At 45.5% G+C, this 17,848-nt stretch carries 15 protein-coding genes; 9 read left to right on the top strand and 6 right to left on the bottom strand.

The window, feature by feature from the left end; genetic code table 11:
- The first annotated feature begins 182 nt into the window (after nt 1-182).
- From QUB37_RS09550 to QUB37_RS09540, 3 genes are all read left to right on the top strand, one after another.
- Nucleotides 183-3,356, top strand: coding sequence for an EAL domain-containing protein (locus QUB37_RS09550; RefSeq protein WP_333161272.1), 3,174 nt, complete (start codon nt 183-185; stop codon nt 3,354-3,356).
- A gap of 541 nt (nt 3,357-3,897) precedes the next feature.
- Nucleotides 3,898-5,487, top strand: coding sequence for a glycoside hydrolase family 57 protein (locus tag QUB37_RS09545; protein ID WP_333036521.1), 1,590 nt, complete (start codon nt 3,898-3,900; stop codon nt 5,485-5,487).
- A gap of 54 nt (nt 5,488-5,541) precedes the next feature.
- Nucleotides 5,542-5,718, top strand: a complete 177-nt coding sequence (locus QUB37_RS09540) for a hypothetical protein (RefSeq protein ID WP_333161270.1) — start codon at nt 5,542-5,544, stop codon at nt 5,716-5,718.
- A gap of 26 nt (nt 5,719-5,744) precedes the next feature.
- Here the strand turns inward: QUB37_RS09540 and QUB37_RS09535 are convergent, their stop codons facing one another.
- Nucleotides 5,745-6,077 (bottom strand): type II toxin-antitoxin system PemK/MazF family toxin, encoded by a 333-nt coding sequence (locus QUB37_RS09535; protein WP_333161268.1) that lies wholly within the window; start codon nt 6,075-6,077, stop codon nt 5,745-5,747.
- Nucleotides 6,062-6,256, bottom strand: coding sequence for a hypothetical protein (locus tag QUB37_RS09530; RefSeq protein ID WP_333161266.1), 195 nt, complete (start codon nt 6,254-6,256; stop codon nt 6,062-6,064). Before QUB37_RS09530 ends, QUB37_RS09535 begins: the two co-directional genes overlap by 16 nt.
- A gap of 565 nt (nt 6,257-6,821) precedes the next feature.
- On the opposite strand from QUB37_RS09530, the gene QUB37_RS09525 reads away from it, so the two are divergent.
- From QUB37_RS09525 to QUB37_RS09510, 4 genes are all read left to right on the top strand, one after another.
- Nucleotides 6,822-6,989, top strand: a complete 168-nt coding sequence (locus tag QUB37_RS09525) for a hypothetical protein (RefSeq protein ID WP_333161264.1) — start codon at nt 6,822-6,824, stop codon at nt 6,987-6,989.
- A gap of 570 nt (nt 6,990-7,559) precedes the next feature.
- The gene (locus QUB37_RS09520; protein WP_445299851.1) at nt 7,560-8,354 is read left to right on the top strand and encodes an ABC transporter permease; all 795 of its coding nucleotides are present in this window, start codon (nt 7,560-7,562) and stop codon (nt 8,352-8,354) included.
- A 225-nt stretch (nt 8,355-8,579) separates the two neighbouring features.
- Nucleotides 8,580-9,443 (top strand): aldo/keto reductase, encoded by an 864-nt coding sequence (locus QUB37_RS09515; RefSeq protein ID WP_333161262.1) that lies wholly within the window; start codon nt 8,580-8,582, stop codon nt 9,441-9,443.
- Between the two features lie 137 nt (nt 9,444-9,580).
- Nucleotides 9,581-10,258, top strand: coding sequence for a GIY-YIG nuclease family protein (locus tag QUB37_RS09510; protein WP_333161260.1), 678 nt, complete (start codon nt 9,581-9,583; stop codon nt 10,256-10,258).
- Between the two features lie 145 nt (nt 10,259-10,403).
- On the opposite strand, the gene QUB37_RS09505 is transcribed toward QUB37_RS09510, so the two are convergent.
- On the bottom strand, nt 10,404-11,252 hold the full coding sequence (locus QUB37_RS09505) for a DUF3598 family protein (RefSeq protein WP_333161258.1): 849 nt from the start codon (nt 11,250-11,252) through the stop codon (nt 10,404-10,406).
- Nucleotides 11,253-11,270: 18 nt separating this feature from the next.
- Here QUB37_RS09505 and QUB37_RS09500 point away from each other — a divergent pair, with 18 nt between their 5' ends.
- Nucleotides 11,271-12,080, top strand: a complete 810-nt coding sequence (locus QUB37_RS09500) for an SAM-dependent chlorinase/fluorinase (protein ID WP_333161256.1) — start codon at nt 11,271-11,273, stop codon at nt 12,078-12,080.
- A gap of 102 nt (nt 12,081-12,182) precedes the next feature.
- Here QUB37_RS09500 and QUB37_RS09495 read toward each other — a convergent pair whose 3' ends face one another.
- Nucleotides 12,183-13,187: a site-specific DNA-methyltransferase gene (locus QUB37_RS09495; RefSeq protein WP_333161254.1), complete on the bottom strand. Its 1,005-nt coding sequence runs from the start codon at nt 13,185-13,187 to the stop codon at nt 12,183-12,185.
- Nucleotides 13,188-13,358: 171 nt separating this feature from the next.
- On the opposite strand from QUB37_RS09495, the gene QUB37_RS09490 reads away from it, so the two are divergent.
- Nucleotides 13,359-14,162: a helix-turn-helix domain-containing protein gene (locus QUB37_RS09490; protein WP_333161251.1), complete on the top strand. Its 804-nt coding sequence runs from the start codon at nt 13,359-13,361 to the stop codon at nt 14,160-14,162.
- 82 nt (nt 14,163-14,244) lie between these two features.
- On the opposite strand, the gene leuS is transcribed toward QUB37_RS09490, so the two are convergent.
- Nucleotides 14,245-16,800, bottom strand: coding sequence for a leucine--tRNA ligase (gene leuS, locus QUB37_RS09485; protein WP_333161326.1), 2,556 nt, complete (start codon nt 16,798-16,800; stop codon nt 14,245-14,247).
- Nucleotides 16,801-17,050: 250 nt separating this feature from the next.
- A complete protein-coding gene (locus QUB37_RS09480) occupies nt 17,051-17,752 on the bottom strand; it encodes a Uma2 family endonuclease (protein WP_333161249.1) in 702 nt (233 codons plus the stop codon).
- Nucleotides 17,753-17,848 lie beyond the last annotated feature (96 nt).

Genomic DNA, 17,848 nt, shown 5'->3' with positions numbered 1-17,848 from the left:
GCTAAATAAAGGTCTGGCGAGTAGAGTATATAATTGATTTTGCTAAAAAGAACTAAAAATATCGAGATAAAATTAACAACCAAATTCAGTCTAAAAAATTAGTAGCAAAAACACGAATAACCAATTGAAAACGGCCCCACTACCTTATGTTAGATATAAATCAGACTAACTATCTACTAAAAATGGTTGCGGAATCAACATTAAACTTGTTGATTATCGAAGACATGGCAGAAGATATGGAATTAATAGTGCTTGCCTTAGAAGCGGGGGGGGTAAATTTTAAGTGCGACACTGCCGAAACAGCAACAGAGTGCAGAAAACTGCTCGAAAATTGCCAGTACGATGCTGTACTCTCAGATTACCGCCTCCCCGGCTTCAACGGTTTAGAAGTGTTGAAATTAATGCAGGAATTAGGGCAAGACATACCCTTGATTTTAGTAACGGGAAGTTTGGGAGAAGAAGCGGCAGTTGAGTGCATCAAAGCCGGAATGACCGATTACGTATTAAAAGGGCGACTGTTTAGGTTGCCAACAGTTTTAGAACGATCGCTCCAAGAATACAAAATGCGGCGCCAGCAACAAGAAGCGATCGCTCAAATTCAGCGGCAAGCTCAGCGAGAAGCGATCGTCAACCGCATCCTCCAAGCGATGCGCTTCACCCTTGTACTCGACGAAGTGCTGCAAACCACCGCAGATCAACTGCACGAAGCTCTAGACATCAGCGCCTGCGCCATCTTGCAGCCAGATGCTGAAGGCGGCATCAGAGTTCGCTACATCAGTAAAGCATCCGACAGAGAACGGTTTGTCGGGCTAAATTGCCAAGTGGCCGAGCACTACAGATCGGGGCTCGCGGCCGGCGAAACCCTGATTATCGACGAGGTATCGACCCTGTGCCCGTCACTGGAAGAATCAGCAGGGTTGGTAGGGTTTCGCTCCGTCGCGATCGCCCCACTGCTCTACCAGGAGTCATTTTTGGGAGGAATTAGCCTCTATCAGTGCGATCGGGCGCGCTCTTGGAGCGCAGAAGAACTGTCGCTACTCAAAGCCATAGCCGATCAGTGCGCGATCGCGATCCACCAAGCCGAACTCTACCAACAAGCCCAAACCGAACTTGCAGAACGCAAGCGCGCCGAAGCAGCAGTCTGCGGCATCCAGCAGCAGCTAGCCACAATGGCAGCCAACATTCCCGGCTCAGTCTACCGCACCGTGCTGCATCCAGATGGCACAATGTCCCTGCCCTACATCAGTCCGGGCGTGCGTGAAGTTACTGGGATCGGGGCCGAAGAAGTGATTTCGCACCCGGAACTCTTGACCGAAATCATCCATCCAGAGGACAAAAGCTCGTGTGACAGCAGGGTAGCAGCATCGAAAGCGAGTCTTTTGCCGTGCGATCGCCAGTACCGCATCGTTCTGAGATCTGGGGAGGTCAAGTGGGTGCAAGACAGCGCTAAATTTTCCAAAAACGAAAACGGCGACGTAATTATAGACGGAGTAGCCCTCGACATCAGCGATCGCAAACAAGCAGAATCAGCCCTGCGCCAAAGCGAACAGCGATTTCGCTCGCTGATTGAAAACGCCACAGACATCACGATCATTCTCGACGCCGAAGGAATCTTCCGCTACATCAGCCCTTCCGTCAAGCGAATTTTAGGATACCCGCCCCACCAGGCGATCGGCCGCAGCGCCTTAGAAATAGTTCACCCCGACGACAGCGCCACGATCACCGAAACCCTCCACAAAGCCATTGAAAACCCCAAAAGAAGCCAGTGCCCAGTTGAGTACCGAGTCCGCCACCGCAACGGTTCCTGGTGTTATGTAGAAGCTGTAGCCACCAACTTGCTGTACGATCCCGCAGTCAAGGGAATCGTGATTAACTGTCACGACATCACTCAGCGCAAACTCGCCGAAGAACAACTGCTGCACGATGCTTTTCACGACGCCCTCACCGGATTGCCCAACCGATCGCTATTTACCGATCGGCTGGAACACGCTCTGAGGCTGGCCAAACGGCGCAAAGACTACTTGTTTGCCGTGCTGTTTCTCGATTTAGATAGATTTAAAGTAGTCAACGATTCCCTCGGCCACGCCATCGGCGATCAATTGCTAGTATCGATCGCGCGGCGTCTGGAAGCTTGTCTGAGACCCGGAGATACAGTGGCCCGCCTCGGAGGAGACGAGTTTGTGCTGTTGCTAGAAGACATCGAGGGCATCAATGAAGCTACCACCATTGTCAACCGCCTGCAAAAGAAAATCACCTCCCCTCTTCTTTTAGACGGACACGAAGTATTTATCACTGCCAGCATCGGCATAGCTTTGAGTTCTAGCGAATACCTGGAACCGACAACCCTGCTGCGCGACGCCGACACAGCAATGTACCGCGCCAAAGAACTCGGCAGAGCCCGACACGAAGTTTTCAACAGTTCCATGCACGCCCACGCTTTGCGGCTGTTGCAGCTCGAAAACGACCTGCGGCGGGCGATCGAATCAATTAGAGAGCCGGTCAGAGAAGAAGACTTTCCCTCATCCCCCGAATCAGCCTTACCTCCCTTATCCGCAGCGCCCCAGTTTATTATTCACTACCAGCCGATCGTGTCGATCGCCAATAACACAATTACCAGTTTTGAGGCCCTAGTGCGCTGGCAGCATCCAGAACGCGGCTTAGTTTCCCCCGGTGAATTCATCACCATCGCGGAAGAAACCGGCTTGATCGTACCCCTCGGCCGCTGGGTACTCCGCACAGCTTGCCACCAAATCCGCCAGTGGCAGCAGCTATTTCCCAGCAATCCCCCCTTAAGCGTTAGCGTCAACATTTCTGTAAAACAGTTTTCTCAGCCAGATTTAATTGAATACATCGACCAAGTTCTTCAAGAAACTAACCTCGACGGCAGCAGTTTAAAACTCGAAATTACCGAAAGCGTACTCATAGAAAATTCCGAATCAGTAACAGCAATGCTGGTACAGCTCAGAACCCGAAACATACACTTGTGCATTGACGACTTCGGCACCGGCTATTCCTCGCTCTCCTACCTGCACCGCTTCCCCACCAATACCTTAAAAATAGACCGCTCTTTTGTTAGCAGGATGGGAGGTGAGTTCGATTTCAGTAAAGGAGGCATTGACCCCACAGAAATTGTGCGGTCGATCGTTACTTTGTCTCACAATTTAGGCATGGATGTAGTAGCCGAAGGAGTCGAAGAATCCTCGCAACTATCTATACTAAAAGGGTTAAAATGTGAGTACGCCCAAGGATTCTTTTTCTCAAAGGCAGTAGACTCTCAAACAGCAGCAGCCCTAATCCGACAGCAAGCAGAAAATCAGAATTTGCTGACATTTAGTTTGTTAGAGAAAGGCCATTAAAAAAACACGGCATTTTGTGAGTCCCGTTTCAGCATAAAATCTTAAAATATTTTAAAGCTGTCCCTAAATGGCGTCAGTTAATAACTACGGCATCCAAATCACTGTCAACGACCCATGTCTAAAGATACTGGGCTTCCAGCCTCAGACTTAAACGATAGTTGACCAGATGTGTAGCTGCGTACTACGTTAACGGTAAGAGTTAAAGACCTACCAGGGAGTGCGAAGCTAGTTCCTGGCCAAGCGAAATTTAGGATTAAATAGACTTATTGGGTTAAATCACTGTCCTAAATATAGTATCGGCCCTTAACTAAGGCGCCAGCTAACATTACCCCTCTCATAGAGGCTCCTTATGGAGCGAACATTATGCGTACAGGATTGCGAGGTTGGATGTGGTAATTGTCCCACTGAAAGTACATTACAAAAGTACACTCCCATCTAGCAATCCTCGTGTAATGGAAAGATTCACGGCGGTTGAAACCGCCTAGCCGTTGCCCACGAGCGGTCTAAAGACACGCTCGTTTCCCACTTACCAAATTTTTTTATGACTATTGGCTACCTCGCACTCGTTCTCCACGCCCACTTGCCTTTTGTCCGCCACCCCGAAAGCGACTATGTTTTAGAAGAAGAATGGCTGTTTGAGGCGATCGCGGAAACCTACATTCCCCTGCTGCAAGTCTTTGAAGGGCTCAAGCGCGACGGCATCGACTTTAAAATTACCATGAGCATGACGCCGCCGTTGGTGGCAATGCTGCGCGACCCCTTGCTGCAAGACCGCTTCGACGACCACTTGGCTAAACTCGAAGAATTAGCCGATCTCGAAATCGAACACAACAGCGGAAACGGTCACCTCCGCTATTTGGCAGAACATTACGCCGCCCATTTCTCTCAAGTCCGCAACTTTTGGGAAAAGTACGATCGAGATTTAGTCAAAGCCTTCAAAGAACACCAAGATACCAACAACCTCGAAATCATCACCTGCGGTGCCACCCACGGCTACCTACCGCTGATGAAAATGTACCCCGAAGCAGTTTGGGCACAAATTCAAGTAGCTTGCGACAACTACGAAGCAAACTTCGGCCGCCGACCAAAAGGCATTTGGCTGCCCGAATGCGCCTACTATGAAGGCTTAGAACGGATGTTAGCCGACGCAGGCCTCCGCTACTTTCTCACAGACGGTCACGGCATCCTCTACGCCCGCCCGCGTCCCCGCTACGGCAGCTACGCCCCAATTTTCACCGAGTGCGGAGTAGCAGCCTTCGGCCGGGATCACGAATCCTCGCAGCAGGTTTGGTCTTCCGAAGTCGGCTATCCAGGCGCCGCCGAATACCGCGAATTCTACAAAGATTTGGGCTGGGAAGCTGACTACGATTACATTAAGCCCTACATCATGCCCAACGGCCAGCGGAAAAATACCGGGATTAAATATCACAAAATCACCGGTCGCGGATTGGGTTTAGGCGATAAACAGTTGTACGATCCTTACTGGGCAAGGGAAAAAGCAGCCGAACACGCCAGCAACTTTGCTTTTAACCGGGAACGCCAAGTCGAACACCTCAACGGCATTATGCAGCGTCCGCCGATTATTGTTTCGCCTTACGACGCCGAACTTTTCGGTCACTGGTGGTACGAAGGGCCTTGGTTCTTAGATTACCTGTTCCGCAAGAGTTGGTACGACCAAAATACCTACGAGATGACGCACTTAGCCGATTATTTGCGGGGAAATCCGACTCAGCAAGTGTGCCGCCCGTCTCAGTCTAGCTGGGGTTTCCGGGGTTTCCACGAGTATTGGCTCAACGATACCAACGCTTGGATTTACCCGCACTTGCACAAAGCAGCGGAACGGATGATTGAGTTGGGAAGCATGGAACCTGCGGATGAATTGCAGTGGCGCGCTTTGAACCAAGCCGCGCGGGAAGTGCTGCTAGCTCAATCTTCTGACTGGGCATTTATCATGCGTACAGGGACGATGGTGCCCTATGCGGTGCGCCGGACTCGATCGCACTTAATGCGCTTTCACAAGCTTTACGATGAAGTGAAAGAAGGGAAAGTTGATTCGGGTTGGTTGGAGAAGGTTGAGGAGATTGATAATATTTTCCCTGAAATTAACTATCGCGTTTATCGATCGCTTTAAGTCTCGTTTCCCCTTCCATCCTGTCCCCCCAGCCCTGCTTAAGAGAGGGACAGGATGTTAATTAAAATTATAGGTGATGCGGCGATCGCCATGAGTGGAATGAGAAAGGCGATCTGTGGTTTAGAGTGTGAGGGCGATCGCATTTTGGGATGGAAAGGTCGATCGCACTTTATCTCTTTTTCTCAACGCGCCGGCGATCGCACAACACAATCTAGTCAAACAGCATTTTGAGCTGAGGAACGCTGGACAATAGAGAATTACTGGTGAAGAATTTCAACTATCTTGGCGATCGCCTCGTTCAACTTCTCAGGTTTAAGCTTACCAGCTTTATAAAGTATAATTTCTCGATCGGCGGTAAACAAGCGATTAGGTCTAATGTTGCTCGTTTGGTTAAGTCCGCCCTCGCTAAAATCACTACTTTCAAGGGTAATAGCATAGCGATCGGCGAGCGTCTGGCTAGTAATCTGACAAAGAATTAGATCGTCTCCTGCCAAAGTTGCTATGACTAAAGCCGGTCGGCGCTTGGCTTGTGTTAAATCGGAAAATGGGAAAGGAACAACTATCACATCACCTTTTACAAATTCTGCCATGCTTCATCCTCCTCTGACTTTAACCAGTCTTTTTGCAAAGAAGATTCACTGAGCAGGATTGCTTCTAACTTATCTTTATCATACTTTGCTTTGAGGAATTGCAGAAAATCCCAAACTTCTTCTAATATAAATTCTGGAATATTATCCACTTCTTTAAGGAGCAATTCTTTAGCGTTCATGTCATTTACCTATAAAGACATAGTAACTGTTAATCTATGATAGCATCCTTGAGATTAACAGCGCTTAGTTGCGATCGCTCCCAATCTTCATGACCGACGGACAACCGCAAGCAGCCCGCCAAATTCCGACCGAGAGGTAGCTCCATGCAGACTACTAATCTAGAGCAATTATCTGCTGCTGACGCTCAATCCATCCTCGCTTACCTACCCGATCGCATCCGCATCGCCCTCATTACCCGCGCGGCTGCTATTTAGTATCCCATAGAAGCTTTCGTAGAAATGGATCTCGCCAGTTTTCTTGACTCGCTTAGCGTTGGGGTTTGCAGACTGTAAGCCAGGGCGCGGTAAGTAGTTGTCGATCGAGACAGATTTTAACATTTAGTTGGTAACGGCATTTTTTTGGCGAAAAGTAGAGCGAGTGCGCTCGACTAACCTACTAATTCAACGCGCAGGCGATCGCATTTTGGGATGGAAAGGTTGATCGCACTTTATGTCTTTTTCTCAACGCGCAGGCGAGCTCCTTTTTGGTATGGAAAGGTCAGTGCGATCGCGAACAAATAGAATTATGCAAGCAAAAGGAACAATAGCAGAAAGATCGCGATCGAGAACAAATGGAAATCGGCAGGAAGAACGAAGACAAAGAGAAAAGCAATATCGCCAAATTGAGAATATCATCTTTTTGTCGGAACTGCGATCGGCGGTGGACAAATCTTTTGGGTTAGCTATCCCCTAATCAAAGCTAAACCCATTAAATGGCAACCCGATTTTTTGTCTTCCGCTTCATTCCTTAACGGCAACGATTATCTGGAGTTTGCTTTTCGGTTTAATATTTGGCCGATTGATACTGGGTATCCGGCCGCTGGCGAGAAAAATATCCCCCAGAATTCTGTGGCTGGTAAGAAAAATATTATCCAGGTAAAGCGGTGCGTGATAGTCAATAGTAAAGGGCTGCGGTGCAATCATTGTTCACCGTCACCCACCCTATGGTTAGATATTTGTCAAATTATTATAAGATTAAGAATTGTAACATATTAGTCTTTCCAATCAATCAATGGATTGTTGGTGTAAAAACATCAATTATTCTTAATAATTGCCAAAATATATGGGCTTATGATTGACTTAAATTAATAATTGTAATTTTTGTTTAAATATTGTTAGATAAGTTAATACTGCGTGTTAGTAAAACAACTTAACTAAGGGGGCTCAATAATTTAAAATTATAGTGAAAAGAGCAGCCTGTACAGCAGTTAACTTAACACAAGCTTTACAATAGGATGAAATCTAAGTATTTACACCGCAAAAAATGGCTATAAACATGGGACGATATTTGCACGTACTGAAATTGTTCTGGGGTGCGGCGATCGCAGCGGAACTAGAATACCGCATCAACTTTGTCCTCGCGACCATCAGCAGTCTCGGAAATCTTGCGGGCAGCTTGTTTGGGCTATTTTTGTTCTATCGTACAGGCTACACTTTTTCGGGATGGAAATGGGAAGAGGCTTTAGTTGTACTCGGCATTTTCACGATTTTGCAGGGGTTTTCGTCAACGTTTCTAGCACCTAATCTCAGCCGTATTGTCGATCGAGTTCAGCAAGGTACTCTCGATTTCGTACTCCTCAAACCGATCAGTTCTCAATTTTGGCTATCTGCAAACACAGTTTCGCCTTGGGGAATGCCAGATTTAATCTTGGGCACTGTATTGCTGCTGTATGCTGCTAACAAATTGGGAGTAGCAATCGGCAACTATTTTTTAACAGCAATACCGCTGTTATTCGGAACTATTACTCTTTACAGTATATGGTTTATGTTAGGGGCAACCAGCATTTGGTTTGTCAAAATTTACAATGTTACCGAAGTTCTCGAAGGATTGTTAGAAGCGGGTAGATTTCCCATGGCAGCTTATCCTGCAGCTTATCGATTTTTCTTCACTTTTGTGGTTCCCGTTGCCTTCTTGACGACTGTGCCAGCAGAAGCCATGCTGGGGAGAGGTGAAATCGTTTGGATCGCAGGGGCGGGAATATTGGCGATCGGGCTGTTATTTTTTTCCCGCTACTTCTGGCAATTTGCACTCCGCTTTTACACCAGCGCTTCCAGCTAGTTAAGCAGGTAGGTAGGCTGCTGCCGATCTAGATTGTCTATTATGTTTGAGAGGGAGAGGATTTGACACGTGCGGAATAGGGAAGTGAAATATACATTCTCAAGACAAAACAGCTTATCTAAAAAATATTTGTTTCTATTTACTTAGATAGTTAAATAAATGTAAGATTTCAACTTATCCTTGAAATGTAAACTGGAAATAAACCACGCAAACGCAGGCAAACCAATGAAAAGAAAAAAACTGGGTAACAGTAATTTTACTATCAGCGCGATCGGTCTTGGAGGTATGCCAATGTCCTTAAGCGGCCGGCCGCCAGAAGATCAATCAATTGCAGTAATCCACCGCGCCCTAGATTTGGGTGTCACCCTAATTGACACCGCAGATTCCTACTGCCAAGATCAATCCGACAAACACCACAACGAGCACCTGATTGCCAAAGCTTTGGAACAGTATAGCGGAGATGTTAGGGCCGTTACTGTGGCAACTAAAGGCGGCTTAATGCGGCCTCAAGGTGCTTGGACGCGGAACGGCAACCCTCACCATTTACGCAAGACAATTCGCGAAAGTTTTGAAGCATTGGGGGGCAAGGAACCGATCGACCTTTGGCAATATCACTCGCCCGATCCCGCTTATACCATCGAAGCAGCCCTAGCACCTGCAAAAGAAGCAGTAGAAGCAGGAATGATTCGATTTGTTGGAGTTTCCAACTTTTCTGTAGAGCAGATCAAACGCGCCCGCGATACAGTAGAAATTGTCTCTGTTCAGAATCAATATAATCCGTGGCACAGACAGCCGGAATCAGACGGCGTGCTGGAATATTGCGAAACCGAAAAACTGACATTTTTTCCCTGGAGTCCTTTGGGAGGAAGCCGCCGCGTCACCAGCTTGCAAGATATGCCCGCGATCGCCAAATTAGCCGCAGAAAAAAACGTTTCTGTTTACTGTATAGTATTAGCTTGGTTGATGGCAAAATCGCCCTGCATTGTTCCCATTCCCGGTGCGACCAAAGTATCGAGTATTGAGGACTCTGTGCGGGCGCTCGAAGTTAAATTGACTGACGAGGAATTGCAACAAATTGCCGTAAGTTAAGTATATAAGGGCAAAAACACCATAGAACAGGCTTTTCGGCCTGTTCCACAAGAACTTTATTGTGGGTGGGCATCTTGCCCGCCCTTGAAAGTGGGATTTAATGAGTAAAGTTGACATTTTTTGAGGGATTGAATTTAATGGAAGCTAATCAAGTGAATGCCGATCGAGACGTAGCAATTGAACATCAAAACGTACCTGTCGCCCATGAAGGACTGCACAACTTTTTATACAGTTCCGACTCAGAACACAGCGCAGCAGCCGCTATTTCTGAATTAGAAAATGACGGCACGCAAGTAATGTCGATCGATACCTGGCGCGATTTGGCAACTAACGCGAAAGTCGCCGGCGTTTACGCTGTCATGGATATTTCCCGCAACACTCAGTTTATCGGTTATTCGCGAAATATCCTGCTTTCAATCAACGGTCACATCGCCCAAAACGGCGTCGAAAATTGTGCTTTTCTGCGCGTGCAAACTTTCAAATTCCCGAAGCGGGAAGAAATGGAAAGTTTGCGGGATGCTTGGATAGCAGAAATTGGCAGCATTCCACCTGGAAACGGTGCTGAAAGCGAAATGTGGGCGGCTACGGTAGGCCAAGCAGCGCGCGCTGCTATGTCTGCTGAGGAACAAAAAGCTTATGAGGAAAAGAAACTGAAATTACGGAAAGCAATGGCAGATTCCACTCTTACCAAAGAGTTAGAAACAGCGGCCAAAAGTGACGGCGAACAGGCTAAGGATTTGGAAGCGGCTGTTAACAATGATGACTGGAGTGCGGTGATTCAATCACAAACCCAGGAAACAAAATCCGGTTCCTAAATTGGAAAAATGTTTGTAGTGCTGATATCTTGTACTATTTTTAGAACGGGCAAGATGCCCGTTCCACAATATATCAATCTTATGGTGGGGCGGGCATCTTGCTTGGGCAAAAGACTCAATCTTAATCCTCAACAACTGCTCGGAATTAATGACTAACTTTGCGTTCAGTAACTAAAGTCAAACTTACCCATTCACCGCGCTCATTGTAACTGCGAATCATCCGAAACCGCAAGTCAGGTTCTACTAACCAACCAGCCTCGAAAAATATAGGTTTTCTGGATTCAATCTTAACAGGTAAAGTGCAAGAACCGCCGTCAGGAAGGAGCACAACTTGCACGGGCGAAGCACCTTCGTTAAAATTTAATACAGAACCGTCAATGCTGGCGCTAGAACTGATAACAGTAGCATTACTGCCAAAAGTAATTTTCTGCACTAGGCGATCGCTACTTTCCAAATGCAATTGCATTTTGGTTGAATAAATGTCAGGAGAACGCCCATCTGGATACATTGTCACGGCTTCACCCTGCCACTCTCCCAGCAAATCTTCAACAGTTAAATGCGGACGTTCGGGGACATTTTTATCAAGCTGTTTTTCCCGAATTAATGTAAGTTTGGATAAATTGCCGTCGGTATTGTAGATCATAGGGAAGCGCAACCGGCGATAATTGTAGATAAAACCAAACTCGGCACCGCACTCAGAATAAGGCGCTAGTTGAATAGTTCCCTGACAAAAAGCTCCATTCTCAAAAAACAGGATATCTCGTCCCAAACTTTGAAATTCTCGAACAAGTTCGTTGACTTCCGGTTCGCCGACACCGCTAGGATTTGGGTAAAACCGACGGAGTTTTAATCGCACTGTTTTGTTGTCATTGAAACCTTCGAGAGAAATAATGCTAGGAGTATCTTGAAGTACCTCTCCTCGCGGCGATAACTGGGTAAAGGAACCGTGCCATTCTCCTAAGTTTTGCAGAAAGTTTTCCCATTGTGATACCATATTTTAACCTTTGGATATATGTCTAAAAATAGAATTATAACTCTGCTTACGGATTTTGGATTAACCGATGTTTATGTGGGAGTGATGAAAGGTGCGATCGCCCAAATTAACCCGCAGTTAAAAGTCATTGACATTACGCACCAAATACCCTCTCAAAATATTGCGGCGGGGAGGTTTTGTTTGATGACTGCTTTTGCTTATTTTCCGCCGGAAACCGTACATATTGCTGTCGTCGATCCGGGGGTGGGAAGCAAGAGACGCCCGGTTGCGATTAAATGTGCTAATTGCTTTCTTGTCGGGCCCGATAACGGGTTGTTTAGCGGGGTGTTGAGTCGGGAAAGCGCGATCGCCTGTGTCGAACTCACGAATTCTCAATACTGGCGCACACCTCAACCCAGCAGCACTTTTCACGGTCGGGATATTTTTGCAGCAGCGGGCGCTCACTTGGCCAACGGGGTGGCGTTGGAAGACTTGGGGGAGGATCTCGACCCTGCGAGTTTAGTGCAGTTAGAGATACCAAATTGTGCCGTTATAGCCACAGGTATAGAAGGCTGTGTTCAATATGTCGATCGCTTCGGCAATCTCATTACTAATATCCCGAATAATTGCATTATAGGTAACAATTGGTCATTGACAATTAGCAATAGTTCTGATGCAATTCGCATCCCCAGCGGTAAAACCTACAGCGACACCGAACCGGGCGATTTAATTGCCATAACTGGTTCTGACGGTTGGGTAGAAATTGCCGTTAATGGCGGCAGCGCTCAATCTGTATTAAAATTGGAATGCGGAGCGATCGTGCAATTGCTTTTTGAAACTAACAATTAAAACCATCTTTTTCAGTCCCTCTCTGCTGGAAATTGGTTCGTGTAGAAGCGATTTCAATATACTGTTTAATATCTGAAATAAAAATTCGACTCTTTAGCCAAATTAAAAACAATAATTATTAACTTCAAAAAGAAGCCTATTTTGAGGTAAAATCACTCCTGATGCTTCCTCAGTTAACAATTGGTTGTATATTGTATTCGCTTCACCAAAAGATTCTTGAGGCAAAAATCTAAATATTGATGCAGCAACATATTGTTTTTCTTTTTCAAAGCTTATCCAGTTTCTTGATAATTGTTCTGCTGCATAACCCGTAGTATTAGAACCCGAGAAAATATCTACTACCAAGTCTCCCGCTTCAGTAAGAAAATTTATAAAAAATGACGGTAATTTTTGGGGAAAACGTGCCGGATGCGCCTTAACATTAAACTCTTTGCACCAACGCAAGTATTGAGAATTACTTTCCGAATTAGAAATTTCTAGCAAATTAGATGGAATAGCACCTCCGTTATCTTTGGCAAATCGATCGCTAATATTGTGACCGGAAGGACGTTCTTTGGGGGTGTAAAATTCATCAGCATTTTTTAAAAGTTTTTTCATTCTCTCAGAATACTCTACTTTGACTTTAGTAATATTCGCTTGAGGCTGATTAGTTTTGGAAAGCCACCAAACAGTATTCACCGAATCTTTAGCCCGGATTTTCTTTTTATTCACCCACTCTATAGGAGAAGGAAGTTTGGAAGGATTAAACCAGAAAAATTCTTGAGCAAGTTTAAACTCATATTCGTCACATAACCTAATAAGTACGCGGTAATTATACAGCGAGCGTACAGGTATCCCTTTTTGATAAGCACCTCCAAGGTCTATAACAAAACTTCCAGTATCCTTAAGAACTCTTTTAATTTCCGGAGCAAAGCCCAGCAGCCAATCAACATATAAATCTTGATCTTCATTTCCATAACTCTTTTGGCGTTGCAATGCAAAAGGAGGGGATGTAATCACCAAATCTACAGAATTGCTAGCAAGACTATTCAGGAGATGAAGAGAATCTCCCAAATAAGATTGACCGTATTGGGTGGTGTAAATTGGGGCGGGCAAAAAGTTACTCATGCTTAATTTAGATTAGTTTAAGGTACAACAGACACAGCCTACTGTCATTATATCAAAATCCGTACTTTCAGTCATAGTAAATCCGTACTTTCAGTACGTGGTGTTGTGTATAAATTCTTCGTACCATTCACAAAGCGAACTTTCAGTTCGTTTTTATCAATTGTGAGGGATATGAATTACAAAGAAGCCAGACAACAATTTGCGGCCAAGGTAAGTCAGTTACGCAGAGAAAAAAGGATGACACAGGACGAGTTAGCAGAACTCATAGACAAGACTACTGACTATATCAGCTTATTGGAACGCGGTGAAAGATCGCCATCCTTTGAAGTTATTTTCGCTCTAGCTGAAGCGCTCGATGTACCCGCTACTTATTTAATCAGTTTTAGCCAAAGCGGCGAGAGTACACCTCTCATTAGCACCCTGATAGCTGAACCAGTTTCTCCGTCAGTTGTAGAGCCTGTTGAAGAGGCTGTTACCACGGAAGCAGAACGCATTTCAGATGCTAAACGGCTAGAAAATGCTATGAAAAGCATCCAAGAATTGCAAAATCTGGCTAGTGAATATGGTATTGCGGATATTTTTCAAGATAACGGGGGAAAGACTTTACAGTTATTAATCCTTTTAGGGCTGCGGATATCACCTGGACGTGAAGGAAACGATGCTATTGATGCTGAAGGAAAAGAATATGAACTTAAAACAATAAATATTGCTCTCAATAGAAGCGGTGGGGTCACTACTCACCATCATTTGAATGAAATTATACTTGACAAATATCGCAGAGTGGAAGCTTGGTATATTGGACTGTATGAAGGCATAACTCTCAAAGAGATTTATAAACTTACACCTGAAATGCTGGAACCTAAATTTAAAGAATGGGAAGAAAAGGTAAGGTTAAGGAACGAGCCGCTAAACAATCCTAAAATTCCCTTAAAGCTAGTAAAAAAAGGGCAACTTGTCTACTCTTACAGTAAATAACAGTTGCCCGATAGTGTTTAAAGGGGATTAGGTTGTGTTTGTGTAGAAAGGATACGTTGCCTACAGGTAGCGACTTTTACACTCAAGCTACCACGAAATTAACCAACTTTCCAGGCACCACAATTACCTTTTTAATCTCCTTACCTTCCAGATGACGCTTGGCCAATTCCGACTCGCGAGCAAACTTTTCCAAAGCAGCTTTATCAGCACCAGAAGGGACTTGAATTGTGCCGCGAGTTTTGCCCATAACTTGAATTACCAGCGTAATTTCATCGGTAATTAACGCAGATGGATCGACACTCGGCCAAGTTTGCGTATGCACCGATTCACTGTTACCAGTATTGTGCCACAATTCATCAGCAATATGCGGCGCAAAAGGCGCTAACAAGCGAATCAAAGTGTTAATTCCTTCTGCATAAATTGGCGAATCTTTACATTTAGCATCATTCAAAGCATTACTGAGTTTCATCATTTCAGAAACAGCAGTATTGAACTGATAATCACCCTCCAAATCTTCGCTCACTTCCTTAATTGCAGTGTGAATCGCCCGCCGCAAATCCTTCTCAGGTTTACTTAAAACCTCTTTCTCCCCCCCTTCGCAAGGGGCGGCTGGGGGGGGTGAACCAAACTCTGTCACTACGCGCCAAACGCGATTTAAAAAGCGAAATTGCCCTTCCACATCAGCGTCGTCCCACTCCAAATCCTTCTCTGGTGGCGCTTTGAATAAAATAAACATCCGCGCCGTATCTACCCCATATTTGCCCATAACTTCCAAGGGGTCAACGCCATTGTATTTTGATTTGGACATCTTCTCGTAGAAGACTTGCAAAGCTTCGCCAGTTTGAGGATCTTTGGGATTTGCGGGGTCTATATCTGCTGGGGGAACGTATTTGCCAGTAACGGGGTTTTTGTATGCCATTGCTTGTACCATGCCTTGAGTTAACAGGCGTTTAAATGGTTCGTCACAATTGATCAAACCCCGATCGCGCAAAACCTTGGTAAAGAACCGCGAATACAGTAAGTGCAAGATTGCGTGTTCGATGCCGCCCACATATTGGTCTACGGGCATCCAATCATTTGTCTTAGCCGTATCGAAGACTTGCTCTTGATTTTGAGCATCGGGATAGCGCAAGAAATACCACGAAGAATCGATAAAAGTATCCATCGTATCTGTTTCTCGCTTCGCCGCAGTGCCGCAACTCGGACAAGGAACGTTTACCCATTCTTCCATCTTTGCCAAGGGCGAACCTTTGCCCGTAAATTGTACATTCTCCGGCAACAATACGGGCAAATCCGATGCGGGGACGGGGACTGTCCCGCAGGTGGGACAGTGAATTACGGGAATCGGAGCGCCCCAATAACGCTGTCTAGAAATTAACCAATCTCTCAAGCGATATTGCACTCGCGCTTTGCCATAACCTTGATTTTCGGCATGGTCAATAATCGCTGCTTTGCCTTTAATTGAATCCATGCCGTTGAAGCTTTCGGAATTAATCATAATTCCTGGTTCTGTGTAAGCTTCGGTCAGCGGAATCTCATCATCATCTACAATTACTACTTTAATTGGCAGTTGATATTGATTGGCAAATTTGAAATCTCGCGTGTCGTGGGCGGGTACTCCCATGACTGCGCCGGTGCCGTATTCGTACAATACATAATCGGCAATCCAAATGGGAATTTCTTCGCCGTTGAAAGGATTGATTGCTTTGCCACCTGTGGGGATGCCGCGCTTTGGTTTGTCTTCGGCTGTGCGATCGATCTCGCTTTGGGCGGCGACTTCTTTGATGAAGGTTTCTACGGCGGCTTTTCTGTCTTCCGTTGTCACGCGCTTAGTTAGAGGATGTTCCGGCGCTAAAACAAGGTAACTGACGCCGTAAACTGTATCGGGACGTGTGGTAAAAACGGCGATTTTTTCATCCATTCCGACAATCGGAAATTCTAAGTAAGCGCCGACTGATTTGCCGATCCAGTTGGCTTGCATTAATTTGACTCTTTCAGGCCAATCTGGCAATTTGTCTAAGTCGTTTAATAACTGTTCGGCATAATCGGTAATTTTGAGGAACCACTGCCGCAATAATTTGCGCTCGACTTTGGCACCGGAACGCCAGGAACGACCTTCGTTATCTACTTGTTCGTTTGCTAAAACTGTTTGGTCGATCGGGTCCCAATTAACTGCCGCTTCTTTTTGATATGCTAATCCTGCTTCTAAAAATTGCAAGAAAATCCATTGAGTCCACCGATAATAATCGGGAGAACAAGTTGTAACTTCTTTTGTCCAATCAAATGAAATGCCCAAACGCTGAAATAAGGCTTTCATTTGGGAAATGTTTTGATAAGTCCATTGTGCAGGTGGAATTCCTCGCTCAATAGCTGCATTTTCTGCGGGCAAACCAAAAGCGTCCCATCCCATCGGATTCAATACCCGATAACCTTGCATTCGCTTGAGTCTGGCAATTACATCGATGATTGTGTAGTTGCGGACGTGGCCCATGTGCAAGTTTCCCGACGGGTAGGGGAACATGGATAAGGCATAAAATTTAGGCTTTTGGGTATCTTCTGGCATCTGGTCTAAGTTTTGCTCAGCCCATGTCTGCTGCCATTTTTCTTCTATGGATTGGGGGTTATATCTGGAATCCACAACAATTGCTCCGTGCATGGTTTAGTAATGTTTGCTTCAGTATTTTTACACATTCAAGGGGCTTCGATTCTGATTTTTCTGAGCTCCAAGGATTTTGGCTCAAATCTCTGTATTATATATTGTAGTATATGTAATTTTAGCTGGGGGGCGATCGACCCAATATCCCCATTCGCCCTGAAAAAAGTAAATAACTGCAATCCCCAGAAACCCGATTTCTTTGACAAACCGGGTTTATTCTCCTAGTTCGAGCTTAGATGCTATCTGGATCGATGTTCAATTCGCGCAGTTTGGCGGCTAAACGTTCGGCTTTTTGAGCTTCTTGTTCGGCCCGCTGCGAGGCTTCTTCTGCGCGCTGAAATTCTTGTTCTGCGCGCCGTCGCTCTAATAGCCGCTCTGCATTTATTTCGGAATAGGAAAGAAACTTTTCTCCATCAGGGCGATAGATTTCTAACCCTTCTTCTGGTAACTCAAACCGCACTCCCAGTCTGGGACTTATCCATCCCTCCATCGGTTCAATTGGTTCTAAGATTCCTTCAATTCTTTGCCAACCTTCTAACTGATTTCTTTCGGGATCGTAAAGGTAATACTCCTCGACTCCGTAGCGATTGTAAAATGAAAATTTCTTGTTCATTTTTATTTGGCTGTCGCTGAAAGAGCGAATCTCAAACACGACTTTGGGAGGGATATTATATTCACGAAATTGGAGGTAAGAACGCCGATCGCCCTTTGGCCTCCCAAATACCACCATTACATCGGGCGCTTGAGAAATATCTGTTCTACCTTCAACCGGATACCACAGTAAATCGGCGGCTATAAACACGTTTGGGTCATCTTTCAACAGCGACTCGCAACCTTCTTTGATTGTGACAATTAATTTGTATTGAATTGTGCTATCTGCCAGAGGTTGACCGTCGCTGCATGGATAAATAATTTCTTCGGTTGTGACTTGCATTGTGGTTGTCTCCGAGAAGTATCTCAGCTTAATTATAATATTGTTTGAAGCAACTCTACGCGCGAAAATGGCAGTGCAGTTTCCCTAATTACAGAA

The sequence above is a fragment of the Microcoleus sp. AT3-A2 genome, assembly GCF_036705685.1.
In the GTDB taxonomy this organism is placed as follows: Bacteria; Cyanobacteriota; Cyanobacteriia; order Cyanobacteriales; family Microcoleaceae; genus Microcoleus.
The sequence above is the reverse complement of the archived record's forward strand: the minus strand, read 5'-3'. Positions and strand labels throughout refer to the sequence as shown.

Coding starts and splice junctions, on each gene's coding strand:
- QUB37_RS09550 (WP_333161272.1), top strand. CDS start 183: ATGGTTGCGGAATCAACATTAAACTTGTTGATTATCGAAGACATGGCA.
- QUB37_RS09545 (WP_333036521.1), top strand. CDS start 3,898: ATGACTATTGGCTACCTCGCACTCGTTCTCCACGCCCACTTGCCTTTT.
- QUB37_RS09540 (WP_333161270.1), top strand. CDS start 5,542: ATGTTAATTAAAATTATAGGTGATGCGGCGATCGCCATGAGTGGAATG.
- QUB37_RS09535 (WP_333161268.1), bottom strand. CDS start 6,077: ATGGCAGAATTTGTAAAAGGTGATGTGATAGTTGTTCCTTTCCCATTT.
- QUB37_RS09530 (WP_333161266.1), bottom strand. CDS start 6,256: ATGAACGCTAAAGAATTGCTCCTTAAAGAAGTGGATAATATTCCAGAA.
- QUB37_RS09525 (WP_333161264.1), top strand. CDS start 6,822: ATGCAAGCAAAAGGAACAATAGCAGAAAGATCGCGATCGAGAACAAAT.
- QUB37_RS09520 (WP_445299851.1), top strand. CDS start 7,560: ATGGCTATAAACATGGGACGATATTTGCACGTACTGAAATTGTTCTGG.
- QUB37_RS09515 (WP_333161262.1), top strand. CDS start 8,580: ATGAAAAGAAAAAAACTGGGTAACAGTAATTTTACTATCAGCGCGATC.
- QUB37_RS09510 (WP_333161260.1), top strand. CDS start 9,581: ATGGAAGCTAATCAAGTGAATGCCGATCGAGACGTAGCAATTGAACAT.
- QUB37_RS09505 (WP_333161258.1), bottom strand. CDS start 11,252: ATGGTATCACAATGGGAAAACTTTCTGCAAAACTTAGGAGAATGGCAC.
- QUB37_RS09500 (WP_333161256.1), top strand. CDS start 11,271: ATGTCTAAAAATAGAATTATAACTCTGCTTACGGATTTTGGATTAACC.
- QUB37_RS09495 (WP_333161254.1), bottom strand. CDS start 13,187: ATGAGTAACTTTTTGCCCGCCCCAATTTACACCACCCAATACGGTCAA.
- QUB37_RS09490 (WP_333161251.1), top strand. CDS start 13,359: ATGAATTACAAAGAAGCCAGACAACAATTTGCGGCCAAGGTAAGTCAG.
- QUB37_RS09480 (WP_333161249.1), bottom strand. CDS start 17,752: ATGCAAGTCACAACCGAAGAAATTATTTATCCATGCAGCGACGGTCAA.